General features: G+C 65.4%; 13 protein-coding genes and 1 pseudogene. 5 read left to right on the top strand and 9 right to left on the bottom strand.

What is annotated here, in order from left to right; all coding sequences use genetic code 11:
* The first annotated feature begins 42 nt into the window (after positions 1-42).
* Complete coding sequence (locus AC1DS6_RS03565) at positions 43-1,005, top strand: LysR family transcriptional regulator (protein WP_441636723.1); 963 nt, start codon at positions 43-45, stop codon at positions 1,003-1,005.
* A gap of 320 nt (positions 1,006-1,325) precedes the next feature.
* Here AC1DS6_RS03565 and kdgD read toward each other — a convergent pair whose 3' ends face one another.
* Positions 1,326-2,240, bottom strand: coding sequence for a 5-dehydro-4-deoxyglucarate dehydratase (gene kdgD, locus AC1DS6_RS03560; RefSeq protein ID WP_441636065.1), 915 nt, complete (start codon positions 2,238-2,240; stop codon positions 1,326-1,328).
* A 474-nt stretch (positions 2,241-2,714) separates the two neighbouring features.
* Between kdgD and AC1DS6_RS03555 the strand changes: the two genes are divergently transcribed.
* On the top strand, positions 2,715-4,070 hold the full coding sequence (locus tag AC1DS6_RS03555; protein WP_441636067.1) for an MFS transporter: 1,356 nt from the start codon (positions 2,715-2,717) through the stop codon (positions 4,068-4,070).
* A 57-nt stretch (positions 4,071-4,127) separates the two neighbouring features.
* On the top strand, positions 4,128-5,747 hold the full coding sequence (garD, locus tag AC1DS6_RS03550; RefSeq protein WP_441636069.1) for a galactarate dehydratase: 1,620 nt from the start codon (positions 4,128-4,130) through the stop codon (positions 5,745-5,747).
* Between the two features lie 172 nt (positions 5,748-5,919).
* On the opposite strand, the gene AC1DS6_RS03545 is transcribed toward garD, so the two are convergent.
* Positions 5,920-6,951, bottom strand: a complete 1,032-nt coding sequence (locus tag AC1DS6_RS03545; RefSeq protein WP_477102074.1) for an NAD(P)H-quinone oxidoreductase — start codon at positions 6,949-6,951, stop codon at positions 5,920-5,922.
* Positions 6,952-7,102: 151 nt separating this feature from the next.
* Here AC1DS6_RS03545 and AC1DS6_RS03540 point away from each other — a divergent pair, with 151 nt between their 5' ends.
* Both AC1DS6_RS03540 and AC1DS6_RS03535 read left to right on the top strand, forming a co-directional pair.
* Entirely contained in the window at positions 7,103-8,002 is a 900-nt protein-coding gene (locus tag AC1DS6_RS03540; RefSeq protein ID WP_441636073.1) for a LysR family transcriptional regulator, read from the top strand.
* Between the two features lie 558 nt (positions 8,003-8,560).
* On the top strand, positions 8,561-9,946 hold the full coding sequence (locus tag AC1DS6_RS03535; protein ID WP_441636075.1) for an FAD-binding oxidoreductase: 1,386 nt from the start codon (positions 8,561-8,563) through the stop codon (positions 9,944-9,946).
* A 119-nt stretch (positions 9,947-10,065) separates the two neighbouring features.
* Here AC1DS6_RS03535 and AC1DS6_RS03530 read toward each other — a convergent pair whose 3' ends face one another.
* The 7 genes and pseudogenes from AC1DS6_RS03530 to AC1DS6_RS03500 form a co-directional block, all read right to left on the bottom strand.
* Positions 10,066-10,308 (bottom strand): hypothetical protein, encoded by a 243-nt coding sequence (locus AC1DS6_RS03530; RefSeq protein ID WP_441636077.1) that lies wholly within the window; start codon positions 10,306-10,308, stop codon positions 10,066-10,068.
* A 24-nt stretch (positions 10,309-10,332) separates the two neighbouring features.
* Positions 10,333-11,268 (bottom strand): LysR family transcriptional regulator, encoded by a 936-nt coding sequence (locus AC1DS6_RS03525; RefSeq protein ID WP_035861286.1) that lies wholly within the window; start codon positions 11,266-11,268, stop codon positions 10,333-10,335.
* A 19-nt stretch (positions 11,269-11,287) separates the two neighbouring features.
* Positions 11,288-12,214, bottom strand: a pseudogene (locus AC1DS6_RS03520) (2-hydroxy-3-oxopropionate reductase); the annotation flags it as partial.
* Between the two features lie 47 nt (positions 12,215-12,261).
* Positions 12,262-13,053, bottom strand: coding sequence for a 2-dehydro-3-deoxyglucarate aldolase (gene garL, locus AC1DS6_RS03515; protein WP_477102073.1), 792 nt, complete (start codon positions 13,051-13,053; stop codon positions 12,262-12,264).
* A gap of 57 nt (positions 13,054-13,110) precedes the next feature.
* The gene (locus AC1DS6_RS03510; RefSeq protein ID WP_477102072.1) at positions 13,111-14,649 is read right to left on the bottom strand and encodes a UxaA family hydrolase; all 1,539 of its coding nucleotides are present in this window, start codon (positions 14,647-14,649) and stop codon (positions 13,111-13,113) included.
* Positions 14,650-14,783: 134 nt separating this feature from the next.
* Positions 14,784-15,158, bottom strand: coding sequence for a 5-carboxymethyl-2-hydroxymuconate Delta-isomerase (locus tag AC1DS6_RS03505; protein WP_441636083.1), 375 nt, complete (start codon positions 15,156-15,158; stop codon positions 14,784-14,786).
* Positions 15,159-15,205: 47 nt separating this feature from the next.
* Positions 15,206-16,300: a malate/lactate/ureidoglycolate dehydrogenase gene (locus AC1DS6_RS03500; protein WP_477102071.1), complete on the bottom strand. Its 1,095-nt coding sequence runs from the start codon at positions 16,298-16,300 to the stop codon at positions 15,206-15,208.
* Positions 16,301-16,351 lie beyond the last annotated feature (51 nt).

Raw genomic sequence — 16,351 nt, 5'->3', positions numbered from 1 at the left:
TGGCCGTGACAATCCGTCGGCCTGTGCCACCCGTGTTGACTCATGATTGACAATAATCCCAGCTTCGACCTGAACCTGATCCGGCTGTTCGTCACGCTCGTGGAATCCAGAACGCTCACGGCCGCCGCCGCGCGCGGCGGCATGACCCGCTCCAATGTCTCGCGCCGTCTCAAGGCCCTTGAGCAGCATATGGGCGCGCAACTGATGCGGCGCACCACCCGCCATGTGGAGCTGACCGAGGCCGGGCGGCTGCTGTATGCGCACGGCGTTCGCATGCTCGATGAACTGCAGGCGGCGGGCACCTCGATCGACAGCCTTGGCCAGACCGTGCGCGGCGACGTGCGGATCCGCCTGCCCACCGGACTCGGGCATCTCTACCTGGCGCAGGTATTACTGGAATTTGCCCGGCAATACCCGGCCATCTCCTTGCGCGTGCTGATCAACGACTACATCGGCGACCTGATTTCCGCCGAGGTGGATGTGGCGCTGAAGATCACCTCCCTGCCGCCGGAGGACCACGTGGCGCGCAGGATTTGCGGGGTAGGCTGGTGCCTGTGCGCAGCGCCGGCCTTCCTGGCTGAGCATGGGCCAGTGAGCCGCGCCGAGGATCTTGGCCATTGCGACCTGATTGCGCCGGCATCGCTCGGGCGGCGCTTTGATCTCAAGCTGAGACTGGCCGGCACGCCGCTGATCCTGCGGGTCGCCCCGCGCATCCAGTCCGGCGATTATCCCTTCCTGTTCGAGTCGATGATGGCTGGGCTTGGCGTTGCTCTGTTGCCGCGCTATGCGGTGTGGCAGCAGATCGGCCGCGGCGAAGTGGTGGAGGTGTTGCCCGAATACGAACCCGAAGGCGTGGGCGACAGCATTTACATGCTGACGGCGCCGAACCGGTTTCCCACGCTGGCCACCCGCACCCTGATGGATTTCATCCGGGCGCGGCTGGAGAGCCAGGCGGGCAACTGGGTTGGGCGTGGGGCCGGTGGGGAGGCCGCGGCCGCTCGATAGGTTGGCGGCTCACACCAGCGAACGTGCACCGGATGGGTTGCCCTGCTGGCGCCTTGCGGCGCCCAGGAAGGCCGGCGCCATGCCGGCGCGCTGGCCGGCGGCGTCGCGCAGCGCCGGCAGGCGGATCTGGCGTGGCGAGCGGCGGATGCGGTGGCGCGGGCGAACATAACATGGAGGTCCTGGCGGAACTGGGCCTGGCCGGGGATGCGATCTTGCGCTGGCACGCCACAGGCGTGGTCAGGTCCGCTTCCCCGGCATCGCCCGGGTGACTGGCATGACTAACGCCGGCGCTGACGCGCCGGCGTAGCTCTGCGGTCCTCTTACTGCGGGCCCAGCTTCTTGATCAGCGCGTCCAGCATCGCCAGTTCCTGCTCGTCCAGATCGGTCAGCGGCGCGCGGACCGGGCCGGCGTCGTGCCCGACCAGCTTGGCGCCGGCCTTGACGATGCTCACCGCGTAGCCTGCGCGGCGGTTGCGGATGTCCAAGTAGGGCAGGAAGAACTCGTCGATCAGGCGGTTGGTGGTGGCGTGGTCGTCGGCCGCGATCGCGCGGTAGAAGTCCATCGCCGTCTTGGGGATGAAGTTGAACACGGCCGAGGAGTACACCGGCACGCCCAGCGCCTTGTAGGCAGCGGCATAGACTTCGGCGGTGGGCAGGCCACCCAGGTAGGACAGGCGGTCGCCCAGCTTGCGGCGGATACGTACCATGTTCTCGATCTCGCCCACGCCGTCCTTGAAACCGATCAGGTTGGGGCAGCGGTCCGCCAGGCGTTCCAGCATTTCCGCGTTGATGCGGGAGTTGCCGCGGTTGTAGACGATCACGCCGATATGAACCGACTTGCAGACTTCCTCGATATGGTTGGCAATGCCTTCCTGGCAGGCTTCGGTGAGGTAGTGCGGCAGCAGCAGGATGCCCTTGGCGCCGAGACGCTGGGCTTCCTTGGCGTAGGCAATGGCCATGCGGGTAGGTCCGCCGGCGCCGGCCAGGATCGGCACCTTGCCCGCACAGGTTTCCACGGCGGTGCGGATCACATTGGAATAGTCGTCCGGCGTCAGCGAGAAGAACTCGCCGGTGCCGCCGGCGGCGAACAGGGCCGTGGCGCCGTAGGGGGCCAGCCATTCGAGGCGCTCGACGTAGGTCTCGGGACGGAAGTTGCCTTGCGCGTCGAAGTCGGTCACGGGGAAGGAGAGCAGGCCTTGCGAGACGATCTGCTTGAGTTCTTGTGGTGTGGTCATGGTGGCTGGTCCTGAGCGCCGCAAGGGCAGGGTTTAGGGCAGTGGCTCTGGTGCTTTCCGGAGGTCCGCACATTTTCGAGATACGTCATCGTACAAGTAGGCTGGCGATTGTGCAAGTGGATTTGTTTGGCACCAGCAGGGCGCCGCACGAAATCCCGATGGCCTGCCCATGAGCGCCGGGGTCATGGTAAAACGCTGCAAAATACCTGGGCCGGCCTGAAAGCTGCTTGAAAGCTGCTTGAAAGCTAGCTTCGAACAGCGTGCGGCCGACATACCGTTGAACGCGCAACAAGAGCGCGCATCGATTTTCCACAAACACTTCACCTCGGGTAAACACTGAATGCTGCGTGAGAAACCCGTTGCCTATAATCCGAGTCATACGACGACATATCACGCGGCCATGAAAGCTTCGGGATGGCCGGTAGCCGGATAAGGGTGCCGCCCATATCCGTCGCGGCCGGCGCCGGAGACCCCATGAATCCAAGCAATACCCTCAGCGTGGCCGGGCAGGCCACCCGCCGCAGCAATGTCCGCTACTGGATCCTGCTGATGATCTTTGTGGTGACGACGGTGAACTACGCCGACCGCGCCACGCTTTCCATCACCGGTCCCGCGATGCGGGCGGAGTTCGGCTTCGACGCCGTGCAGATGGGCTTTATCTTCTCGGCTTTCAGCTGGGCTTATGTGATGGCGCAGATCCCCGGCGGCTGGCTGCTCGACCGCTTCGGCGCCCGCCGCATCTATGCCTGCAGCATCTTCCTGTGGTCGTTATTCACGCTGCTGCAGGGCTTTATCGGCGCGTTCGCCACGGTTGGCGCTGCCGTCACCACGCTGTTCGTACTGCGTTTCGCGGTGGGCCTGGCCGAGTCGCCGGCGTTTCCGGCCAATGCCAAGGTGGTTGCCAGCTGGTTTCCCACGGCCGAGCGCGGCACGGCTTCGGCCATCTTCAATTCCGCCCAGTACTTTGCCGCGGTGCTCTTCACGCCGCTGATGGCCTGGCTGACCCACGCGCTGGGCTGGCACCATGTCTATCTGTGGATGGGCGCGCTGGGCATGGTGCTGGCCGGCCTCTGGCTCAAGGTGGTGCGCAGCCCGGCTACCCATCCGGGGGTGAACCGCGCCGAGCTGGAGCATATCCGGCAGGGCGGCGGCCTTGTCGAGATGAGCGGCGACGCCGGCAAGAAGGAGCAGGAACCCGCGGGCGCCCGCTGGTTCTATGTGCGCCAGTTGCTGTCCAACCGCATGCTGCTGGGTGTGTACCTGGGCCAGTATTGCATCAACGTGCTGACGTACTTCTTCCTGACGTGGTTCCCGGTGTACCTGGTGCAGGCGCGCGGCATGTCGATCCTGAAGGCGGGCTTCGTCGCGTCGCTGCCGGCCATTTGCGGCTTCCTCGGCGGCGTGCTGGGCGGCGTGATGTCCGACGGCTTCCTGCGCCGCGGCTATTCGCTGACGGTGGCCCGCAAGGTGCCGATCGTCGCCGGCATGCTGCTGTCGGTCAGCATGGTGGCCTGCAATTATGTGGATAGCGAATGGCTGGTGGTGGGCTTCATGGCACTGGCCTTCTTCGGCAAGGGCATCGGCGCGCTGGGCTGGGCCGTGGTGGCGGATACGGCACCGAAGGAAGTGATCGGCCTGGCCGGCAGCATCTTCAATATGTTCGGCAATATCGCGGGTATCGTAACGCCAATCGTGATCGGTTATATCCTTGCCACCACCGGTTCCTTCAATGGCGCGCTGGTGTTCGTCGGCGCCAACGCGCTGGTGACAGTGATCAGCTACCTGGTGATCGTCAAGGAAATCAAGCGCGTAGAACTCAAGCATCCCTGATGGCCATGCCGTGTTGCGTGGCCAGGCTACCGGAAGCGTTTCGCAAGGAAAGAGAACATGTCGGTTATCGATATCAAAGTAGAGCAAGTAGGGCAGTCCGCCGGTTCGCAGCCTGGCACGCAGGCGCAAGGCACCCCGCTGTATATCCGCATCCATGAGCTGGATAACGTGGCCATCGTCGCCAACGATGGCGGCCTGCCGGCGGGAACCGTGTTTCCCTGCGGACTGACGCTGCGCGAGCGGGTACCCCAGGGCCACAAGGTGGCGCTGGCGGACCTGGCGGCCGGCGATGCGGTGGTGCGCTACAACGTGGTGATCGGTTATGCGCTGCATGACCTGCCAAGGGGAAGCTGGGTCAATGAGCGAGTGATCGAGATGCCGGTGGCGCCCGGACTGGACGACTTGCCCATCGGCACCCGCGTGACGGCGCCGCTGCCGCCGCTGGAGGGCTACACCTTCGAAGGTTTCCGCAATCCGGATGGCTCCGTCGGCACCCGCAACATCCTCGCCATCACCACGACCGTGCAATGCGTGTCGGGCGTGGTGGAGCATGCCGTGCGCCGCATCAAGGCCGAGTTGCTGCCGAAGTACCCCAATGTGGATGACGTGGTGGGCCTGGAGCATACCTATGGCTGCGGCGTGGCCATCGATGCGCCGGATGCCATCGTGCCGATCCGCACGCTGCGCAATATCGCCCTCAACCCCAACTTCGGCGGCACCGCGATGATGGTGAGCCTGGGTTGCGAGAAACTGCAGCCCGAACGCCTGATGCCGCCCGGCACCATGCCGGTACAGACCGGCGCGGGCAGCGTGGAGGTTGGCGTGGTGTGCCTGCAGGACGACCAGCATGTGGGCTTCGAGAGCATGATCGACGCCATCATGGCCATGGCGCACACCCATCTGGCCAGGCTCGACCAGCGCCGCCGCGAAACCTGCCCGGCCTCCGAACTGGTGGTTGGCGTGCAATGCGGTGGCAGCGATGCATTCTCCGGCGTGACCGCCAATCCCGCCGTGGGGTTTGCCACGGACCTGCTGGTGCGCGCGGGCGCCACCGTGATGTTCTCGGAAGTCACCGAGGTGCGCGACGGCATCGACCAGCTCACCGCGCGTGCCGCCACGCCGGAAGTGGCGCAGGCGATGATCCGCGAGATGGACTGGTACGACCGCTACCTGGAAAAAGGCCGCGTCGACCGCAGCGCCAATACCACGCCGGGCAACAAGAAGGGCGGTTTGTCCAATATCGTCGAGAAGGCGATGGGCTCGATCGTCAAGTCGGGCAGCACCGCCATCACCGGCGTGCTCTCACCCGGTGAAAAGCTCAGGCAGAAGGGTCTGATCTACGCCGCCACGCCGGCCAGCGACTTTATCTGCGGCACCCTGCAACTGGCCGCGGGCATGAACCTGCATGTGTTCACCACCGGCCGCGGCACGCCGTACGGCCTGGCCGAAGTGCCGGTGATCAAAGTCGCCACCCGCAGCGATCTCGCACGCCGCTGGCACGACCTGATGGACGTGAATGCGGGCCGCATCGCCACTGGCGAAGCCACCATCGAGGACGTGGGCTGGGAGCTGTTCCGGCTGATGCTGGATGTAGCGAGCGGCCGCAAGAAGACCTGGGCCGAACACCATAAACTGCACAATTCGCTGGCGCTGTTCAATCCGGCGCCAGTGACCTGAGCGAAGGGCGCTCCGGGACATCCGGGCGGGCGGCTATCTGTCAGCCAAACCAATTCGCTGGGCAATTCGGTCGATTCGCTTTATGACTCGAAACCCAGCGATTTGCTTTATTTTTGTGCCATTGGACTCACTTCAATCCCGTGTTAGTGGCCTGAAACCGGCAAGCCAGGCTTCAGCCAATGAGATCGGCACCTGTCGTAAGGACAATCTTCCCAAAGTGTGTGCCGGAATCGATCAGTTCGTGAGCGCCGCGAGCGTCGGCAAGCGCAAAGGTCTTGTAGACAACCGGCTTGATCTTGCCGCTCTCGATGTGCGGCCAGACCTGCCGCTCCAGTTCATTGATGATGGCCGCCTTGTCCGCGGATGTGCGCGATCGCAATGTCGAGCCCATATGCGTCAGACGCTTCGTCAACATCGGCAAGACGTTGAGATCCTTCGCCGGCCCCTTGATCACGCCCACCTGGAGGATCCGTCCGTCCATGGCTGCGGCGTCATAGTTTCTAGCCACGTAGTCGCCGGCAATGATGTCGAGGATCACGTCGACGCCTCTTCCATCGGTAAACCGCTTCGCCTCGGTGACGAAATCTTCCTCGCGGTAATCTATCGCGAGGTCTGCACCTAGCTCCAGGCTTGCCTCCCGATGCGCCTGCGAGCCAACTGTCGTGATGATTTTCGCTGCGCCGAAAGCCTTCGCCAGCATGGTCGCCGTGGTACCGATACCTGACGCGCCGCCATGGATCAACACCGATTCGCCGGCAACCAGCTTGCCGCGCTGGAACAGGTTCAGCCATACCGTCATGAACGTTTCGGGCATTGCCCCCGCTTCCACCAACGTCAGGCCTTTGGGGATATGCATCGTGTTGCAGGCGTGCGCGACTGCATATTCTGCGTAGCCCCCACCGGGAATCAATGCACACACCAGTTCGCCGATCCGGAATTGGGACACGTCGGAGCCAACGGCAACCACTTGACCTGCCACTTCCAGCCCTGGAATGTCCGAAGCGCCGGGGGGCGGATCATACAGCCCTTTGCGCTGGAAAACGTCTGGACCGTTCACGGCAGCTGCGTGGATGCGGATCAGAACCTGATCGGCGGCCGGCATCGGCACCGCGCGCATGGTCGGAACCAGGACCTCAGGACCGCCGGGCTGTTTGATCTCAACGGCCGTCATGGACGGCGGCACACGATAAGTTGAAGCAGACATGGATACCAATCCTTCTATAGATGAGGCTCGATTGATCCGGGCGGATCATTGAACGAGGAACTCTTGCGTTCAGTTTAGGCCTCGACGCTGATGAATATGTGCAGCATTATTCAATCTGACAGATGCAAATTTGCATCATGAGGGCGGCACGATGAACTGGGATGACGCGCGAGTGTTTCTCGCGGTGGAGCGCGAAAAAACGCTCCGTGGAGCGGCCAGGACGCTCAACCTCGATCAGGCGACGGTCGGCAGACGGATCGCGGCACTAGAGCATGCCCTACGTGCAACGCTCTTCCTGCGCACCTCTGGGGGTTACGCGTTGACCGCCGCAGGCGAGGCCGCGTTGAGATCGGCGGAGAAAATGGAACACTCCGCACACGAACTCGTCAGACGAACTCAAGGCACGGATACACGGCTTGCGGGGGACGTAAGAGTCACCAGCACCGACTCGATTGCGCTCGAATTCCTGCTTCCCGCCATCGAACGCCTGCATGCTGCGCATCCCGAAGTGCGCATCCTGCTGGACACGTCGACGCGCATGCTAAATCTGGCAAAGCGTGAAGCGGATATCGCGGTCCGGTCAGTCAGGCCGGAAAATCCCGATCTAGTCGCGCGGCGCCTGGCTCGCTGGCCCATGGCGCTCTTTGCATCGAATGCTTATCTCGAGCGCCACGGCAAGCCCGCTGCTGGCTCCGCCTTCGCGGGCCACGATCTTGTCTGCTATCAGGGAAACTGGACCGGTAATCGATCACCGACGCTTGCTGGCGAACCGATACACGCGGGGCGCATCGTATCGACCTTCAATTCCAGCCTCATGCTGCGTACCGCGGTAAAGGCAGGCCTCGGCATCGGTGAGCTTCCGATCCATCTGGCTGAACACGACGGCCTCGTGCAGGTATGGCCGGAACCCGCACGTGGGGCGGTCTACGAAATCTGGCTCGTCACGCATCAAGACCTTCGGCATACCGCGCGCATCACAGCAATGATTGACGGCATCGTCTCCGCGTTCGAAGATCACACAACCCACACAAAATGGTCGCGCACGACTTAGCTGCGGCTGCTGCGTGTCGCGCTACCTGCCCGAGCGGCCGATTTATGCGGAATGTCAGCCGTTCAATGCGAGCCGCAGCCGGGCCCATTCAAGTCGGTCAGGTCGCTGGTGCCACGGATAACGGCCTCTTTGAGGACGACGCCCTCAATTGCCTGATCTTTACCGCCATCACTGCGCACTAACTCGAACAGCCGCAGCTTGTGCCAGGCACGTCGCCAACTTCGATGATGCGCTGTTGCGAGTACTTGTTGCCGCTCGCTGGCGCGTCGAATGCGGCGATACGCTTCTCCTGCGCAAGTGTGATCGTCGAAGCGAGAAGCGGCTATCGGGACCAGTGTCCCGGTTGCTTTACATTACCCGGGGATCAACCTTAAATGAGGAAGGATTCGGCCCCTCCCAGCCTTCCTCAAGCCAGCCGGCAGCCGCTTTTCCCCCTTCAGTCCGCCATGCCGTCCTCCCTGGAGACATGACGCCGGAGACGGATCAAGCCGTGCTTTGTGGCACCTTGCCGGTAGCGCGGCCGAACCCGTAGCCGGGGATTCCGTCGCGAGGTGCATCATGGCTGATCTGTCCAGCGAGCTGGTCGAAGGCTTGAAGTCGAAATTGAGAGGCCAGGCGCTGCAGCCTGGCGATGCGGGCTATGACGAGGCCCGCAGCATCTGGAACGCCATGATTGACCGGCGCCCCGGGCTCATCGTCCAAAGCGCGGGCGCAGCCGATGTCATGCATACCGTGGCGTTCGCGCGAGACAACGGCCTGCTGCTCTCGGTACGCGCCGGTGGCCATAATATCGGCGGCCTGGCGATATGCGAGGGCGGGATCACGCTGGACCTGTCTGCCATGAAGTCGGTGCGAATCGACCCTACCGCGCTGCGCGCCTATGTCGAGCCTGGCGCGACGCTTGGCGATTTCGACCACGAGGCCCAGGCCTTTGGCCTCGCCACGCCGCTGGGCATCAACTCGACTACCGGTGTGGCCGGCCTGACGCTGGGCGGCGGCTTTGGCTGGATCAGCCGGAAGTACGGTTTGTCGGTCGACAACCTCGTCGGTGCGCAGGTCGTCACCGCCGACGGCAAGCTGGTGCGCGCCAGCGCCTCCGAGCATGCCGACCTGTTCTGGGCCATCCGCGGCGGCGGCGGCAATTTTGGCGTGGTCACGCTGTTCGAGTTCGCGCTGCATCCGGTCGGCCCGGAAGTGTTCGGTGGCCTGATCGTTTATCCCTTGTCACAGGCAGCTACGGTCTTGCAGGCACTGCGCGACCGTTTCGCCGGCATGCCGGACGAGCTGACCGTCTGGGCCGTGATGCGGCTGGCGCCGCCCCTGCCGTTCCTCCCGCCCGAAGCGCATGGGAAGCCCATCGTGGCGCTGGCTATCTGCTATATCGGGCCGGTGGCGGACGGGCCGCGACTGGCCGAGCCCCTGCGGAAACTGGGCACGCCCTACGGCGAGCACGTAGGGCCCATGCCATTCACCGCGTGGCAGCAGGCGTTCGATCCCTTGCTGACGCCCGGCGCCCGCAATTACTGGAAATCGCACAACTTCGCCGGGCTCGACGACGGCCTGATCACGCTGCTGACGGACTACATCAACAAGCTGCCTTCCCCGCACACAGAGATATTCATCGGCTCGCTGGGCGGCCAGACCAACCGGGTGGCGGTGGATGCCACGGCCTATCCCAGCCGCGATGCCAACTTCGTCATGAACGTGCACGGACGCTGGACCGACCCGGCCGACGACGATGCCTGCATCGCCTGGTCGCGCGAGGTCTTCCAGGCGGCGGCGCCGTACGCGCAGGGCTCGGTGTACGTCAACTTCCTGACGCAGGAAGAGGGCGATCGCGTTGGCGCGGCCTACGGGCCGAACTACGCGCGGCTGGCCGACGTCAAGCGCAGGTACGATCCCGACAACCTGTTCCGCCACAACCAGAACATCAAGCCTGCGTAGCGGGGGGAACCTGGCCTTGCCGCCGGCTCGCCGCCGACGGCATGGCCGACCGCCAAAGGGGTTCCGCGGGCCTGCGTCTGGCAGACGACGCAGTAGCGCTCCGTCAGGCGCAGCAGGGTCTAGACCTGCTCGACCGGAGCGTCCGTATCCAGTTCAAGACGCAGCCGGATCGCCTGAAAACCCACGGCAGTTTCCTTGCTCACGCCAAGCGTGCCGCGGAAATCGAGGTCGCCTTCCACGAGCACGCGCGCATCGCGCAGCGCGACCGAGGCGGCCTCGGGGTGCTCGAGGTACTCGGAGCCTGGATGGTACGGAATTGGTCGGCGTTCATGGATAGTCTCCTCGCGTTTGGCATTGCCCATGGCCTTGGCGGGCTTTGATGCCGGTCAAATCAACCGCGCCCCCGGCCACGCCCCCGACATCACGATATTCCGCACCGACTGCCTGACCGTCTGCATGATGTCCCACAGCTCAGGCACCGGTGTGCGGTTGCGCGCGGTGGCAAGCGCCACCTGCCGCGTCACTACCGGATCCACCAGCCGCGCCGAATGCAACCGACCTTGCGCCACGCGGTCGGCCACCGCGGCAAAGGGCAGCAGGGTGGCGCCGCAGCCATCTTCCACCAGCCGCATCGATACGGTATTGGAGGCATCGCATTCCAGCGCCAGTTGCAGGCTCGTGCCGGCCCTGGCCGCCAGCGACTCGGCCAGTACGCGCAGGCCGTGTCCGGTGCTGGGCAGGATCAGCGGCACTTCGCCCAGCCGGCGCACCGGAAAGGTGGGGCCGAGATGGCTCCACGAGGTTGGCGTGACCAGGGTCAGGTCTTCTTCCAGCAGGATGTCGACCTTCAGCGCGCCTTGCTGCTCGGGCAGATAGAGCAGGGCGACGTCGATCTCGCCCGCCGCCAGCCAGGCTAGCAACGGGCTCGCCAACCCTTCGACAAAGCGAACCCTGGTGGCGGGAAAGCGCTGCTTGAGCGCGGTGCCGATGCTGGCGAACGCAGTGTTGGCAATGGTAGGCTGCGCCGCGATCACCAACTGCGCCGGACCCTGCGCCGACGACGCGCGAATGGCTTCGCGCGCTTCCGCCAGCGTGGCCGCTACCTGGCGCGCGTAGACGATCAGGGTCTGGCCGGCTTCGGTCAGCACCACGCCGCGCCCGCTGCGGTGGAACAGGCGGGTGTCCAGCGCCGCTTCCAGCCGGGCGATCTGGCGGCTGACGGTGGACTGGTCCGCGCCCATTTCAAGCGCCGCGCGCGAGATGCTTTGCGTGTTGGCGACGCAGACGAAGCAGGCGAGGTCCTCGGAGTTGAGCGCGGTCATGCGGTGTGTGCGGGCAAGTTCAGGCCTTGGCGGCGGGCTTGTCGCCGATGGCGTGCCCGGACATGTGTTCCAGCGCCCGCACCAGGCCGGAATGGTCCCATCTGGCGCCGCCAAGCGCGCCGCACACATTGAACAGTTGCTGGCACGAGGCGGTATTCGGCAGGCTCACGCCCAGCTTGTGCGCGGTCGACAGCGCCAGGTTGAGGTCCTTCTGGTGCAGTTCGATGCGGAAGCCCGGATCGAAGGTGCGCTTGATCATCCGCTCGCCATGCACTTCCAGGATGCGCGAGCTGGCAAAGCCGCCCATCAGCGCTTCGCGCACGCGGGCCGGGTCGGCGCCTGCCTTGGCGGCCAGCACCAGGGCCTCGCCCACGGCCTCGATGGTCAGCGCGACGATCACCTGGTTCGCCACCTTGGCCACCTGCCCGTCGCCCACGCCGCCCACCAGCGTGATGTTCTTGCCCATCAGTTGCAGCAACGGCAGCACGCGGTCGAACACGGTCTGCTTGCCGCCGGCCATGATCGACAGCGTGGCGGCCCTGGCGCCGACTTCGCCGCCGGAGACGGGGCCGTCCACGTAGTCGCAGCCGAGCGCTTCGATTCTTCCGGCGAAGACGCGCGTTTCTATCGGAGAAATGGAACTCATGTCGACCACGACCTTGCCTTTGGAGAGGCCTTGCGCCACGCCGTTTTCACCAAACAGCACGCGCTCCACGTCGGGCGTGTCGGGCAGCATCAGGAAGATCACATCGCTCTGCCGCGCCACTTCGGTGGCATTGGCGCAGGCCTGGGCGCCGGCATCGAGCAGGGCCTTTGGCGGCCCGCTGCGGGAGTGGACATAGAGCGTATTGCCGCCGGCCAGCAGGTGTTGCGCCATGGGCGTGCCCATCACGCCCAGTCCGATAAATCCGATCTTGCTCATGTCAGTCCCCTCGTCTGTCGTCTGTCGTACGTTGGGGCCGCGCGCGGCGCGGCTTCGGGCGGATGCCGCGCCTAGCCGGCGAAGCGATCGCGCAGCGCCTGCGTGGCGCTGCGGAAGATATTCTGGTCCAGGCCCACCGCCACGAAGCTCGCGCCCATATCCAGGTAGCGGCGCGCATCGGCTTCCACCGGCGTCAGCGTGCCGACCGCCTTGCCCGCTCGATTGGCGGCGTCAACGATGCGCGCCACCTGCGCCTGCACCTCGGGATGGTTGGGGTTGCCGAGATGGCCGCAGGCTGCAGCCAGGTCCGACGGGCCGATAAAGATGCCGTCCACGCCTTCCACGGCGCAGATGGCATCGGCGGCATCGACGCCTTTCCGGCTTTCGATCTGTACCAGCACGCAGATATTGTCGTTGATCTGGCTGAAGTACTCCGGCACGGTGCCGTAGCGGTTGCTGCGCTGGACCATCGACACGCCGCGCACACCGGCCGGCGGGTAGCGGGTGGCGCTGACGGCGCGCCCGGCCTGTTCGGCGCTTTCGACAAAGGGAATCAGGAAATTATAGAAACCGATGTCCAGCAGGCGCTTCATCACCACCGGATCGTTTACCGGCGGGCGCACCACAGGCGCGCTCACGCTGCCTTGCAGCGCCATCAGCTGCGGAATAAAGGTGAGCACATCGTTGGGCGAGTGCTCGCCGTCGAGCAGCAGCCAGTCGAAGCCGGCCAGGCCGAGGATCTCGGTGGTAGTGGGATTGCCCAGCGAGCACCAGCAGCCGATCACGCGCTTGCGCGCGAGGATGTCGGCACGGAAGCGGTTGGGCAGCGGGGAGGGCAAGTTCGAATTCGGCAGCGTTGACATGTCGTTTAGTGTTCCTGTTTATTGAGGCGCGGCGCGCGATAGCGGATGGGGGCTGCGTCAGCCGGTGATGCCGATCTGCCACGGCGCGAACTCATGGTCGCCCAGGCCGAGCAACTCGCTCTTGGTGCGCTGGCCGGAGGCCGCCGCCAGGATCCGCGCGAAGATGTGTTCGCCCATGCTCTGGATGGTAGCGGTACCGTCGAGGATCTCGCCGCAATTGATGTCCATGTCTTCTTCCAGGCGCTGGTACATCGGCGAGTTGGTGGCGAGCTTGAGCGATGGCACCGGCTTGGCGCCGAACATGGAGCCGCGCCCGGTGGTGAAGCAGATCAGGTTGGCGCCGCTGGCGATCTGCCCGGTGGCCGATACAGGGTCGAAACCGGGCGAGTCCATGAAGACGAAGCCCTTTTGCGTGATCGGTTCGGCGTAGCGATACACGCCCATCAGCGGGCCGGTGCCGCCCTTCATCGACGACCCCAGTGATTTCTCGAAGATATTGGCCAGCCCGCCGGCCTGGTTGCCGGGGCTGACGCGGCCATTGATCTGCACATCGCGGCCGGCGGCGTAGCTATCCTTCCACCAGCGGATGCGCTCGACCAGCTTCTCGCCCACCTCGCGGCTGGCCGCGCGGCGCGTCAGCGTGTGCTCGACGCCATAGATCTCCGGCGTTTCCGACAGGATGGCCGTGCCGCCGTGGCGCACCAGGATGTCCATGGCCGCGCCCAGCGCCGGGTTGGCCGTGATCGACGAAAAGCTGTCCGAACCGCCGCATTGCAGGCCGATGCTGATGTGGCTGGCCGGCACCGGCTGGCGTACGGCCCGGTTGGCATCCGGCAGCAGTGCCTGCACCGCGGCCACGCCGGCGGCGATGGTCTTGCGGGTGCCGCCGGTGTCCTGCATGGTGAACGCATGCAGCCGGGGCCCGGGCTCCAGTCCTTCGGCCTTCAGCAGCGCATTGATCTGGTTGCGTTCGCAGCCCAGCCCGACCACCAGCACGGCTGCCAGGTTGGGGTGGCGCATATAGCCGGCCAGGGTCCGCTGCAGCATGGCCATCGGCTCGCCGCTCATCTCCATGCCGCAGCCGGTGCTGTGGGCGAAGGCCACCACGCCGTCCACGTTGGGATATTCGGCCAGCCGCTCGGGCGTGAACCATTCGGCGATCTTGTGCACCACGGTGGCCGAGCAGTTGACGGTGGCGACCACGCCGATAAAGTTGCGCGTGGCCACGCGGCCATCCTCGCGCACGATGCCGTCGAAGGTGGCTCGTTCCGCTTCGGGCAGCAGCGCTACCGGCACGAAGTCGCGCGCATGGGCGTAGTCGCGGTCGAACTCGCGGAACTCGATATTGTGTCCGGATACCAGCGCGCCCGGCGCAATGTCGGCACCGGCAAAGCCGATCGTGGTGTTGTACTTGAGGATGGGCTCGCCCCTGGCGATGGCGCGCGCCGCGATCTTGTACCCGGCCGGCACCTGGCTGCGGATGCTGAACGCCTCGCCGGGCACTGGCGTGCCGATGCTGAGTTCGGTACGCGCGATCAGTACGTTGTCCTGCGCGTGCAGGCGGATCACCGGGGCGGCGGGTTGGGTAGCGGACACGTTATCTCCTGGGGGCTTCTTCGCGATTGGATATGGCGTGGCCTTTCGTTGCCGCCCGCCGCTGGTGCGGCAGGCGTCGAGGCCATCGTTGTTGCCGGTTCCCGGCGGGCCGCCGCGGCGGCCCTGGCGCAGCCTCAGCGTGCGCCGCTGACGATCTGCTTGGCAAAGCTGGCGCGTTCCATCTCCACGACTTCCACGCTGACCTGCACGCTGTCTTCGGCGTCGCCCGGCCGTACGGCTTCGGCGATGACGTCGCAGACCGCCTTGCTGAGCGCCTGGCGCACCGCCAGTTCGCGGCCGTCCAGGATGTGCAGGCGCGCATGCACGAAGGCGCGTTCGCGTGCTTCGGTGCCCTGGCGGAAGGAAGTCAGCGTAATGCAGCGCGACTTGATGTCGGGTTCGTTGAACTGGCCGGATGCCAGCAACGCGGCATTGGCTTCGTCCAGCAGTTCCTCCTGCGAGCAGGTCAGGCGCGTGTTTTCGGTGATTTCGATAATTAGGTGCGGCATGGTGGCTAGGCCTTGGGTTGTCGGTTTATCGCCCGGAACAGGGCGGATCAGTCCACCGCCAGCCGCGATAGCGGGCCGGGCGATTTCCCTCGCGCGGCCTGCACGCGTGCCGCGGCATCGTCGAGCTGGGCGAGCGTTCCGCTGTCCACGGGCATGAACGCCGCGCGGGCGCGGCGCCATGCGCGCTCGGGCTCGCCGGGCAGGAGGATGGCATCGGTGCCGGGCTGCAGTTGCGAGGACCGCAGCCAGTCGACGAAGGCCTGCACCTCATGGCCAAAGGTGGTGCTGCTGCCCAGGCGCGCCGGGTCGAACACGATGGCCAGCATATTGTTCCAGACCGCATGCTCGTGGGTCAGGGTCTCCGGGCGGATGGTGTGGCCGCCCGTCACGGCAGCGCCCAGCAGTTCGCACATGACCGCCAGCACATAGCCCTTGTGCTCGCCGAAGGCGCGCAGCGCGCCTTGCGGATCGCCTGCGGGCGGGAACATCACGGCGGGGTCGTCGGTGGGCTGGCCTTGCGCATCCAGCAGGCAGCCCGGCGGCACCGGCACGCCCTTGTTGTTGGCCACGCGCACCTTGCCCAGCGCGATCGCACTGGTGGCGAAGTCCATCACCAGCGGCTCGGCGCCGGCCACCGGCACGCCGATGGTGAACGGGTTGGTGCCATAGCGGGCCTCGTAGCCTCCGTGCGGGGCCACGATCGGCTTGGACAACACGTTGACGAAGTGGATGGAGATCATGCCGGCCGCGGTGGCCTGCTCGGCCCAGTGCCCGACCCGGCCCAGATGGTGCGAGCGGCGCAGGCCCAGCACGCATACGCCGTGCTCGCGCGCGCGTTCGATCGCCAGGCCCATGGCCTCCTCGGTCACCGCCTGGCCCATGCCGCGGTTGCCGTCCAGGCTCAGGATGCCGCCGGCCTCGTGCACCACGCTCACGTACTGGTTCAGCTGGAGCTGCTCGCCCAGCCAGGACAGCACGTACTTGGGGATCATGCCGACGCCGTGGGAATCGTGGCCGGACAGGTTGGCGCCGACCAGGTGATCGGCGGTGAGGCGGGCCTCGCGCGCGTCGGAACCGGCGGCGAGCCAGAGATCGACTACCCACTGATGGAGGGCGGCGGTCGGAATGCGGTGTTCACTCATGGGCTTCGGGGGGGAAGAGGGAAGGGGTCACAGGCAAAATCAATTGGCCAT

It is taken from the genome of Cupriavidus sp. 05L310, from assembly GCF_056398185.1.
The sequence above is the reverse complement of the archived record's forward strand: the minus strand, read 5'-3'. Positions and strand labels throughout refer to the sequence as shown.